Origin of the sequence: Paraprevotella clara YIT 11840, from assembly GCF_000233955.1 — a bacterium.
In the GTDB taxonomy this organism is placed as follows: Bacteria; Bacteroidota; Bacteroidia; order Bacteroidales; family Bacteroidaceae; genus Paraprevotella; species Paraprevotella clara.
This window is the reverse complement of the sequence record NZ_JH376584.1, coordinates 17,695-28,399: the sequence shown is the minus strand read 5'-3', so window position 1 is coordinate 28,399 and position 10,705 is coordinate 17,695. Positions and strand designations below refer to the sequence as shown.

Here is a 10,705-nt window from a genome sequence, read left to right as displayed (position 1 = left end):
TGCATTCATCTGCCATGTCCAATAACGCTTCTCATCCAAAGCACGTGAAATGTCAAATTTACCCCCCAACATATAAGCCCCACTCACATTCAGAGGACGATAAGTATAAATTCCATTTAACGGATTATAAGTGACAGATTGTGCCACATCACGATGATAATATTGGAATGATATGCCAAGGTGATATTGCTGTTGGTTGTCCCCCTTTCGGTCAGTATAGTCTGCATTGGCCGTTGAAATGACAGAACCCTTCAAATTTGGATTACCGAGTTTCACCACCAACGGTTGGCTATCGTCCCGATAGTCAATACGGTCATACAAATAAGGGCTATTACGTGAATGGTCTATACGAAACCGGAAATCGCGCCTACCGTCTTGCGACATATAACGATAGGAAACCCAAGGATTGGCAAACAGGCTCTTCTGATAAACCAATGTATCAAGTGCCCCACGCTGATAGTCGAGTCTTTCGCTTTGGACAGGTAATCTTACACCTACTTCCAAAGATCTGTAAAGGATAGGAAGTAAACCTATTTTATAAGATGCTTCTGTAAATAAAGCTATGTCAATCCGATTCTCTATCATATTAGAATGACCACGATAAGAATTTCCTGGATCGGTAATGGCAACCAACGCATCTATTTGGGAAGTTAACATTAATGTGTCCGGATGGTAAAGGTAATCATGTACATACTGTGAAACATAACCAAACCGCTCGTTAATTTGTAAAGATACATTTTTATACGGCCTCGTAACGTATCCCAATGAAAAATAACCACTTGTATTTTTTTTCTTATAATCATTGACGTTATAACGCCGCTCATACAAAGGATTGACAAACATCTCAGTTGTGTAACGGTTCGCTTGTTCCGATTGGTCATTCTCATGAAATAATGTAAGTCCAAGATTCATATAACGCTGATAACACGTCCCATTCTCACATTCTTGATTTTTTCCGACATTGAATGCCATATCAATACTCACCTTTCCATTTAAAGTCTGACCTTCGCTCATCCCCACAGTACGCATTGCAGAGGTCAGCGTATCGTCCCATTGCTCGAAAGCAGAATGAAAAGAACCATCAAGCTTAGCATAATTGAAATCAGCCTCCATATTGAAATAACCCGGCTTTTTTAATGTCAGACTGTTGTGCAAATTCCATTTTCGGTTACCCAAACGATTCGATGATTCCGTAAAGGAAACAGGCACACTTCCTTCGAGAAATTGCTCACGCCGTTGACACATGTCTTGTTGATAGGATGAAGAGGTAAAACTGGCATTAAAAGTTTCCTTCAACCAATCACCCTTTGTATGATAATTGAAATCTGTAGCCACGCTACGGGTGGTAACAATCTGATTTGGCAAAGTGTTAGGAGACCAATATCCAGTTTCACCTACATGTCTTGTTTCATTCACATTGTTAAGATTACCCAGTAATGAAAAGCGAAACCGATCGGTAAAAGCCAAAAGGAACGCACGTCCCAAATAACGTTTCTCTGTTCCACCAGAAGCCTCAACATTGGCGATATATCCTTGACTGTATTCATTCCTCAAATTCACATCCATCACAAAACGTCGCGGTTCCACGTCATGGCCAAGTGCTTCACTTTTGTCTGTCTGCTTCTCATATACTTTCACATCTTTCACCGTATAATAAGGTAAATTCTCCATTAGCACTTTCTTATTACCACGAAAAAAAGTGTGCGAGCCTAAAAGCAGCTCCTCCACTTTACGCCCATTGACGAATATCTCTCCGCCGTCATTCATCGTCACACCCGGCAACTGACGTATCAAGGCATCAAGCATCGAACCATCCGGCAGTTTGAAAGCATCGGCATCATATACCAATGTATCCCCTTTATAATACATCTTGACCCTCGTGGCTTTTACTAACACCTCATCCAAATCCATCTGCTTCATTTTACGCATCTCCAACATAGGAACCTGCACGGTACCACCTTCCGAATGAGCTTCCGTGATATTCACCTGCTGCCATGCTTCGTCATATCCTTGAAGTCGGGAACGAACCAAATATATTTTATACTTCGCATCCACATGTATCATATATTGTGCAGCTAACAGCCGTCCATTACGGTCGGCATAAGTCATAACATTCACCGAATCTGCAACCAATGTACTGTCACCCCTAAATATAGAAATGAGGGCATTAGGCAACGGTTTTTTAAAAAAAAAATCCTCCACACGTCCGACAAGGGAAACCGTTTGAGCCTGATGAGACGACCAAAAGGAAATGAAGAATAAGGCCAAGAAGCATCTTTTATATATCTCAACTACATCCATAATTAAAAACTTTAGTTTTCAAACAGATGCCGGTATCCTAAATAGATACCGACATCTCACATGATTAAACGCATTCTAAATAAAAGAACAAACTACCATCTGGCCTTTGATAAGAGAACTCCTTACAAGTGCCAACAGTGACAACTTGGTGCGAACCACTATATTCATGGTCATAGACACATAATTCTCCTTCTCTTGAGCAAACATCAACTACACAAAAGTTCATTCCTTCTATAGAAGCCAGTTCTTCACGGGACAACATCCTGGCATCATTCAAAGCAAATCTTTTAAGCTTCTTCATCATGTTTCTGTTTGGAAAGTTTAACAATCACACTGACTCTTCCGCAGAGAGCGACTCTGCTCCCAATGGCGTAGTGCTTCGGCCATTGATATCATGCACAATATTTTTTCTTGGATATTCTATCTGACAGTTTGTTAGCATCACCAAATCCTCTATGTCATACTCGCGAGGCAAAAAATAACCATTCACCAATACCGTAGGTGTAGCCGTAAATCCATGTCCCTTGCACCACCGGAAATGCTTCTGTACCTCTTGTTCCACTTCGTCCGTATGAATACTGTCCGCATGCTCCTTCACAATGGATTCATATCTATTCTTTCCTCCGGCATACCATTCGCCATATATCTTGCGTGTGGCTTCCGGATTGTCTTTGTCGTAACACGAAATAAGGTATCGGCAACTGTCTTCCGCCTTTTCACTGAAAGCCGTGAAGATGTACTGCACACAAAGGTCGTCGCCATACCACTTTAGCATGTCCTCTACCCTTTTATGTAACCTTGCACACGGATTGCAATGTGGATTGCTGAGAACCGTGATATGCAAGTGAGCCTCTTTATTTCCGAAGACGACAGAAGAATCCTCTTCCGAAACCTTGTAATAGGTACTGCTTTCTATCAAAGCTTTGGCCACAACACTATTGGCTTTCAAGCCCTTGTATCGCTGCACCATACGGATGCGCTCTTTGTCCGATTGATACGAAAAGGCATATTGATGCACAAGCATCACACAAGCTACCAGAACCATGGCCGACCACAAGCAAGCCTCGGCGGACAATGAAATGCCCCGAATATGGCAAGCTGCCATGATGCCCATGCACCACACCACAGCCTGCACTGACACACAAAGCACACACCAATTCTTAGCCACACGCCATTGATAATAGATGCTCCACACCCCGTAACACATGGCCAACCCATTCACCACACACAACACGTCAATACCTGATGGATAAAGCGAAAGCAACAGGATATTCGCCATAAAATAACCGAATCCGATTTCACTCCAACTGCCCCCAAAAATCTTGGCATACGCCCCCTCCAATATGCTGTTGCAATCAGCATGATGGAAAAATGAGCATACCTTATCACCATATTTGCTTTCGCCCAATAACTGTTTCTGCATAAGCATGAAACAAAGGCACAAGCCTACCAGATCCAACGACATGCAAAACCAATGGAGAAAAGACAACTCACCCCAATTATTTACGCATCCCATCCCTGTAGCAAACACCAATAGGGTTGGCAGACAAAAACATCGAGCCACGAACTGCAAATCTTCCCACCGATGCTTTTTGAAATCCGGCTCACCGGCCTTTTCCAAATCCTCCACCACCAACACATTGCCTGTCCAATCCGACTTGAAAGCTTCATGCGTGGATGTCTTCTTCTTCCCCTGTTGCCAGAATACAATCCGGCTCCCATTGCTCTCCAAACCGATAACAAAATCATTTCCCGTATGGAAAATACAGGGATAGCTGAGATTCAGCAAATCCTTGTCCTCCATATATACACCCAAAGCCCTGACGCCATACACTGCCAACATCTGCTTCAGCCCGTACATATTGCCTCTATGCGGATGTTCTTCGTACAAACGCCGCACATACCGCTTTGTATAGCGCACCTCTAAAGCGTCGAGAAAAGATTCCAATATATTTTTCATTTCAACAGATAACTTATCAGAGTTTCTTTATCCATACTGCAGATTTTCACCAGTTCCCGTCTCAACCGGTCTGCATCGTCTTTCGACTGGTAACTGGAACTCGCACCACGGGGATGATACAGGTGATAGAGTTGCCCACTCTGAGTCCATGCCACCTTGTGTCCGAGTATCCTTACACGGTGCATCCGTTCCGCATCCTCAGGTCCCCAACCGGTAAAGCGTTCATTCTCTCCTCCACATTGGAAATAACGCTGACGATGCACCAAATAAGCACCACCGCATAACCTGCGACCCAAAAAAGAACTCAACCTCATGCAACACAAATATTCCAAATCCGGCTTTTTCCTTGTATGCACCGACATTTGTTCCGAAAGCATCACAAACTGTCCGTTATAGGGATAAGCAATGGTGCATCCTTCAAGAATCCGTTGCACCGCTTCACCAATCTGGGCGTAACCGACCAACACATCCGTATCCCATACTCCTACAACCTCCGTACCGGCCATGCGCAACAATTCATTGATATACCGCGTGCGATGAAAAACCGTAGAAGCATCTTCCACGAAAGTGTACTCCACCCCATCCGGCCAAGCTTCATCTCCAAGGGCTGGCACCGCATCGGCCTCCAATACAAGCATGCGACATCCTAAACCATCGAGCTGCCTCAATACGACACGGAGGTTTTCCCGTCTTTCTTCACAATCTATGCGTACCGGAAAGACAAAAGTAAGCTGTGATTTTAAATCTTGCAGTTGCATATCTTTAAGGCATTTTGTATTATAACTCTATCTGACGGCATCTGAAAAAGCGTATCCGAACCGGGTTGCCGCACGAGCAACGCGTTCACACACGCCTTATAAAAACCGTGTTGTCCCATACTTCGTATCATGGCCCACAATTCCACAGGCAAAGGACTCGAACCAACCACATCCTGTACCCAATCCATATAGTATATCAAATGTTCCAGTATCAGGGAAGCTTGGAAATCTCCTTCTTTCCTGTCACATAAATCCAACACCCTTTTCCATAAATATACGCCGATTCCTCCCATCCCGTAAAAATCCGTATCTATGTCGGGACATTGGTTTATCAACTGTATCATACGGGAATCTATATGTTTCAGATAATCGGGCGACACGGTATAATCCGGCCTGTCCCATGAACTTTCCATCACCCCGCACGTGGCATGCACCATATCTGACACCTTATAACGGGCTTCATACAATTTGCCCACGGCATCCGCCGCCCGTTGATATGCATCCTCGTCCGACAACAACAAATTCAGACAGGACACAAGACGCTCCGTAAACTCCTCATCCATCATATTATCTTCATCAATGGATACGCGCAACTCCGGTGTGGCATCCAACATCTCCGCCAACCCAGTTGTATCCGTACCAATCAAAGGTATTTTATGACGCATCATCTCAATGGCCGTATAGCTGCATTGTTCATGAAAAGAAGGCATTACGCCGATATATGCAGACCGATAAACGTCCTCCACCTCACTGCTTGACACTTTCCCTAAAAAGGAGACACGACCTTGCAAATCCCTGCACTGCGACAAATAAAGTTGAAAATCCCCGTCCCCGGCAACCACCAAACGGATATCCGCATATTTGTCTGCAATATGCCTGAACGCATGAATCAAATAGTTCAACCCTTTAATCTCGTCCAAACGACCGACAAACAGAATTATGCGGCCATTTCCTACATTTTTATCTTTGTCGAAACATAAACCATCCCCCAAACCATTATAAACCAAGTGCATCTTATCCGAAGAAACGCCATAGCCTTCAGCCAGAATCTGTTGTGTATCTTTTGACAAGACAATGACCTCGTCAGCTAAATGCAGAAATTCTTTTTCGTTTTCCACGCTCGCCAACAAGCCTCTTTCCTTGTCATCTTTCGGCTGATACTCTTCAGCTATCAGTTCACGGAAACGGGTCTTATTGCCTTTCAGCTCAAAACACCACCCCAAATAGTGCACCGTAAAAACAATCCTGCAATCAAAGTATTGCCCTTTCAGCAAAGAGGCAAGCGGCTTATGCTGGAAATAGTTGAAATGGAACACCAACCGTTCATCATCCTCCGCCTTGATATGCCTGGCTAAAAAATAAAACACATTGCGGCAATAAGGCTCATTCTCCATACCCGAAAACAAAGCCGGAACCTGATAGTGACGGCATCCGCGTTCATCGTCCGCAATCGAATACTCTTTCACGTCCGAAAACAGGTCCACAAAAGATACTTTCACACCGGAACGTCCCAAAAGCCCGTCCGACAACAAACGTACATAAGTGCCTATGCCATAATTGGCCGCACGGCTCGCATTATTGAAGATGAATATGTGCATCATACCAGTATGGATTTTAATATATAATAAGCACATCCCCCGTCTATACCTAATGGCCTTTCGATATATTCCGTTTCAGGAAACGTAGGTTCGTTCAAAACGTCCATGACATCTAATGCCTGACAAGGCAGATTGTTCCTTGCCACTGTATCTTGCAACTCCATCATATACTGGCTGTCGAACGTCGCCACAGCCTCCACGCTCTGGCGCAGGTCAAGGTAAAGCATCAATCCCCTCACACCCGAACGTACAGACATGTCTGTCAGCCTGCGTGGATCACGCTCCATAATCTTGCGGTCTATGTCTTCCAAGATGTCATTCAAGCTACATTCCACCAAACCGCGTCTACAAAGCAGTGTCGTGCCATAACCGATACCGGCCAAACCGCGTTCCAAACCTACCGGCATATCGGTATGCACCCCATCATACACTTGCTGAAACAACTCCCATGCGTACTCACGCATCACCTCGTCTCCATAAGCATCAGCATACAGATACAATGCGACCACCACGCCCATTTTGCCATGAAACAATCCGAGTTCTTGCATATAGCTGCTCCGCAACAACAAATAATCCGCGATTTTATCCATCTCTTTTTTCATAATAAAGCCTTTGAAAATTTTAAAGCAGACGATATGGCCTGCCCCATATCCACATATTTATATGAGCCGAGTCGCCCCGCAAACCATGTATGGGGCACATTACATCGCCCCATGTCCTGATAAGCCGCATGCAAATCCCTATTCCGCTTGTTGTCCACAGGGTAATACGCCTCACTTCCGGGCGTATAATCCGCCGGATATTCCCGAGTGACCACGGTATAAGGCAAAGACAGTACCGCCCCGTTACCTGGCTCGAAATGCTTGTGTTCCACGATACGAGTATAGGGCACGGTGCGCTCAGTATAATTTACAATGGCATTGCCCTGATAGTTGGATACAGGTAACATTTCTTGTTCGAATCTCAGGCTACGGTATTCCAGAAAACCCAAACTCCATCCAAAATATTCGTCTATCGGCCCCGTGTAAACAATCTCATCCGCCAATCCGTCAAAGTAAGCCCTGTCATCCAAGTAATTGCAGCCTGTACGCCATTCGATGCCATCCAACAAACCTTTTATCAGTACATTGTACCCTTCCACCGGTATACCTTGATACCTGTCGTTAAAATAATTGTTGTCGAACGTAAACCGCACGGGTAAACGCTTGATAATCGATGCAGGCAATTCCGTACACGCACGTCCCCACTGTTTCTCTGTATACCCCTTGATAAGGGTCGCATACACATCACGCCCCACAAGACATATAGCTTGTTCTTCCAAATTAGCCGGATTTTCCATCACCGCTTCCCTACGTTGCGATTCAATTATGCGCCGCGCCTCTTCGGGTTGCGTCACACCCCACATTTGGTAAAAGGTGTACATGTTGAATGGTAAATTATAAAGCTTCCCTTTATAGTTGGCTATGGTATTTAACGTAAACCGGTTGAAAGATACAAACCGGTTGACAAAGTTCCACACTTTTTCATCATGGGTATGGAATATGTGGGGGCCGTATTTGTGTACGGTTATCCCTTCCGCATCTTCGCAATATACATTACCGCCCAAATGGGAACGCTTGTCGATGACCAGACATTTCTTGCCATGCTGCTTGGCCATACAGGCAAATGTAGCCCCGAACAAGCCTGCACCAACTACCAGAAAATCGTATTCGTGCTTCATACCGCCTTATTTATAAGGTGACGGAAATAGGCTATAGTCTGCGACAGCCCTTCATCCAAACCCACCACCGGCTTCCACCCGCCCAGCACGGATGCAGCCAATGTAATATCTGGCCGCCGCCGACATGGGTCGTCCTGGGGAAGAGGTTTGTACACAATAGACGATCGGGAACCGGTCATGCGTAACACCCGTTCCGCCAAATCGTTTACCGAAATCTCGTAAGGGTTACCTATATTGATGGGACAATGCGGTACTCCGTCCTGCATAGTGCGGACAATCGCTTCTATCAAATCACTCACATACTGGAACGAACGTGTCTGGGTGCCATCGCCATGGATAGTCAAAGGCTCACCGCGAAGTGCCTGCACAATGAAGTTGGATACCACACGGCCATCCTCCGCACTCATCCGCGGCCCGTATGTATTGAATATGCGAATGATACGTGTATCTACACCGTATTCTTCATGATAGTCGTGGAACAAGGTCTCGGCACCGCGCTTCCCCTCATCATAACAGCTACGGACACCGAAGGGATTCACATTGCCCCAATAAGATTCATTTTGAGGCGAGACTTGCGCATCGCCATACACTTCACTGGTGGAAGTAAACAAGATTCTTGCTCCTTTCTCTTTAGCAAGTTCCAAAAGATGGATGCTGCCAAGGACAGAAGTCTTGAATGTATGTATCGGGGATTTTTGATACTGCACAGGAGAAGCCGGACAGGCCAAATGGTAAATCTCATGCAATGCCCCGGATACAGGCCATTCGTTTACTATATCATGCTCAAAGAAACTGAAATGAAGGGAGCCTAACAAATCAGCCACATTGGCTATCCTGCCGGTTTGCAAATTATCCACACAAATGACTTCCTCATAACCTGATTGAAGAAGCCTCCGGCAAAGATGGCTGCCTACGAAACCTGCACCACCTACGACCAACGCCCGAAGATTTGTTTTCCATTCCTGTTTTGTCATGGCCTTAAGATTAAGTTTGCTCAAATATAGATGTCAAATCATACTTTTTCCAAGTATAAAAGTATATTTCTGCAATTCTAAAGGCTATTTTCACCCAAAAGTGTGATTTTTTATCGTCAAAAGTCACACTTATTGAGTTTTTTTATAACTTTACACCATAAACAATTAACCTAAGTATAAAATGAAAATCAACCAATCCCTCACAACTACCAACTTCATAGGTTATGCACAGGAGGAATACGAAAATTTAAAACCGCTTATCGAGATTACCAAGGCATTCGTTAGAAGTTCCAACCAATATATCTATATCATCGATTTCCTTAAAAAGGATTTCCTATACGTATCCGATAAAATCGTCAGGCTCTGTGGAGAAGAAATAGACGGAAAGAAACGTTTCAACTATGAAATATACTTAAAACATGTCCCAACAGAAGAACAAAAGATGCTTTCGGAAATCAACGAAAAAGGCCTTGGTTTGTTCCACACATTCCCTACCAACGAACGGACAAACTACACACTATGTTATGATATAGACCTTATCCGAAACAAGAAAAAAACACTCTTAAACCACAAACTCACTCCTCTCGCGTTCACTTCCAATGGACAAGTTTGGATAGCCTTATGCGCCATATCGCCTTCGGCACATAAAGAGTCCGGACACGTCCTCATGCTACACACGAACGGTACGTATTACGAATACGATTTATTATGCCACGATTGGGGCAAAAAGGAAATAAAAAGACTGAACGAAACGGAACAGGAAATCCTGCTTTTGTCTGCCAGAGGTTACACGGTGGAGGAAATCGCCAAACAGATTTGCAAGTCGGTAAATACCATCAAAACCACCAAACGGAATTTATTCAAACGCTTTGAAACAGAATCCATCATGAACACTTGGGTCGACATCATGAACCGCAGGCAGATTTAAAATAAATCCGAATGCGTGCCTGTACGCACTAATAGAGACAACTTTAAGCGTTTCATTCCGAGAATATATCAACAACCAATCCGGAGTGACATGACATTCACGATAACCTTTGTAATTACCCGAAAGCGCATGGTCGCAATTATTGGCAGGCAGTGGTTCTCCGGCAGCGAGCATGGCGATAATATCATTCAGTAATTTTTCATCCAACTGTCGTTTACGAGCAAGTTTCAAATCTTTCAGATACTGCCTTGATACCTCAATCTTGTATACCATAACCAACAAGTTTAAGATAATCGTCCATTGTATCGCAAATGACTGTATCTCCGCTTTCCACCTCACGCATAGCTCGGATACTATCAACGGAGCCATAATTTCAATATTTTGTATTACAATGCAAAGATAATCATCAGTTTACATATAAAGAAACTTTTCCTGTTGTTTTTACCATGAAATCGAATGTCTTTTT

At 44.2% G+C, this 10,705-nt stretch carries 10 protein-coding genes; 1 reads left to right on the top strand and 9 read right to left on the bottom strand.

The genetic code is table 11. The features are described 5' to 3' along the window. From HMPREF9441_RS02900 to HMPREF9441_RS02870, 8 genes are all read right to left on the bottom strand, one after another. Positions 1-2,301, bottom strand: a 2,301-nt coding sequence (locus HMPREF9441_RS02900; protein ID WP_008617803.1) for a hypothetical protein, incomplete at its 3' end; no start/stop codon positions are given. Between the two features lie 64 nt (positions 2,302-2,365). After that, entirely contained in the window at positions 2,366-2,605 is a 240-nt protein-coding gene (locus tag HMPREF9441_RS18300) for a hypothetical protein (protein ID WP_009389727.1), read from the bottom strand. Positions 2,606-2,629: 24 nt separating this feature from the next. Further along, entirely contained in the window at positions 2,630-4,261 is a 1,632-nt protein-coding gene (locus HMPREF9441_RS02895) for a vitamin K epoxide reductase family protein (RefSeq protein WP_008617798.1), read from the bottom strand. Beyond that, entirely contained in the window at positions 4,258-5,019 is a 762-nt protein-coding gene (locus HMPREF9441_RS02890) for a galactosyltransferase-related protein (protein ID WP_008617797.1), read from the bottom strand. Before HMPREF9441_RS02890 ends, HMPREF9441_RS02895 begins: the two co-directional genes overlap by 4 nt. Further along, entirely contained in the window at positions 5,001-6,620 is a 1,620-nt protein-coding gene (locus HMPREF9441_RS02885; protein WP_008617795.1) for a glycosyltransferase, read from the bottom strand. Before HMPREF9441_RS02885 ends, HMPREF9441_RS02890 begins: the two co-directional genes overlap by 19 nt. Next, positions 6,617-7,219, bottom strand: coding sequence for a hypothetical protein (locus HMPREF9441_RS02880; protein WP_008617794.1), 603 nt, complete (start codon positions 7,217-7,219; stop codon positions 6,617-6,619). The genes HMPREF9441_RS02885 and HMPREF9441_RS02880 overlap by 4 nt, the downstream gene beginning before the upstream one ends. Further along, a complete protein-coding gene (glf, locus tag HMPREF9441_RS02875) occupies positions 7,216-8,337 on the bottom strand; it encodes a UDP-galactopyranose mutase (protein ID WP_008617793.1) in 1,122 nt (373 codons plus the stop codon). Before glf ends, HMPREF9441_RS02880 begins: the two co-directional genes overlap by 4 nt. Then, a complete protein-coding gene (locus HMPREF9441_RS02870; RefSeq protein WP_008617792.1) occupies positions 8,334-9,311 on the bottom strand; it encodes a UDP-glucuronic acid decarboxylase family protein in 978 nt (325 codons plus the stop codon). The genes glf and HMPREF9441_RS02870 overlap by 4 nt, the downstream gene beginning before the upstream one ends. 181 nt (positions 9,312-9,492) lie before the next feature. On the opposite strand from HMPREF9441_RS02870, the gene HMPREF9441_RS02865 reads away from it, so the two are divergent. Beyond that, on the top strand, positions 9,493-10,239 hold the full coding sequence (locus tag HMPREF9441_RS02865) for a helix-turn-helix domain-containing protein (RefSeq protein WP_008617782.1): 747 nt from the start codon (positions 9,493-9,495) through the stop codon (positions 10,237-10,239). Here HMPREF9441_RS02865 and HMPREF9441_RS17575 read toward each other — a convergent pair. Beyond that, on the bottom strand, positions 10,168-10,512 hold the full coding sequence (locus tag HMPREF9441_RS17575) for a type II toxin-antitoxin system YafQ family toxin (protein WP_244949588.1): 345 nt from the start codon (positions 10,510-10,512) through the stop codon (positions 10,168-10,170). The genes HMPREF9441_RS02865 and HMPREF9441_RS17575 overlap by 72 nt on opposite strands. Positions 10,513-10,705 lie beyond the last annotated feature (193 nt).

Excerpts from the sequence above, each read along its gene's own strand:
- HMPREF9441_RS18300 (WP_009389727.1), bottom strand. The coding sequence starts at position 2,605 with ATGATGAAGAAGCTTAAAAGATTTGCTTTGAATGATGCCAGGATGTTG.
- HMPREF9441_RS02895 (WP_008617798.1), bottom strand. The coding sequence starts at position 4,261 with ATGAAAAATATATTGGAATCTTTTCTCGACGCTTTAGAGGTGCGCTAT.
- HMPREF9441_RS02890 (WP_008617797.1), bottom strand. The coding sequence starts at position 5,019 with ATGCAACTGCAAGATTTAAAATCACAGCTTACTTTTGTCTTTCCGGTA.
- HMPREF9441_RS02885 (WP_008617795.1), bottom strand. The coding sequence starts at position 6,620 with ATGATGCACATATTCATCTTCAATAATGCGAGCCGTGCGGCCAATTAT.
- HMPREF9441_RS02880 (WP_008617794.1), bottom strand. The coding sequence starts at position 7,219 with ATGAAAAAAGAGATGGATAAAATCGCGGATTATTTGTTGTTGCGGAGC.
- glf (WP_008617793.1), bottom strand. The coding sequence starts at position 8,337 with ATGAAGCACGAATACGATTTTCTGGTAGTTGGTGCAGGCTTGTTCGGG.
- HMPREF9441_RS02870 (WP_008617792.1), bottom strand. The coding sequence starts at position 9,311 with ATGACAAAACAGGAATGGAAAACAAATCTTCGGGCGTTGGTCGTAGGT.
- HMPREF9441_RS02865 (WP_008617782.1), top strand. The coding sequence starts at position 9,493 with ATGAAAATCAACCAATCCCTCACAACTACCAACTTCATAGGTTATGCA.
- HMPREF9441_RS17575 (WP_244949588.1), bottom strand. The coding sequence starts at position 10,512 with ATGGTATACAAGATTGAGGTATCAAGGCAGTATCTGAAAGATTTGAAA.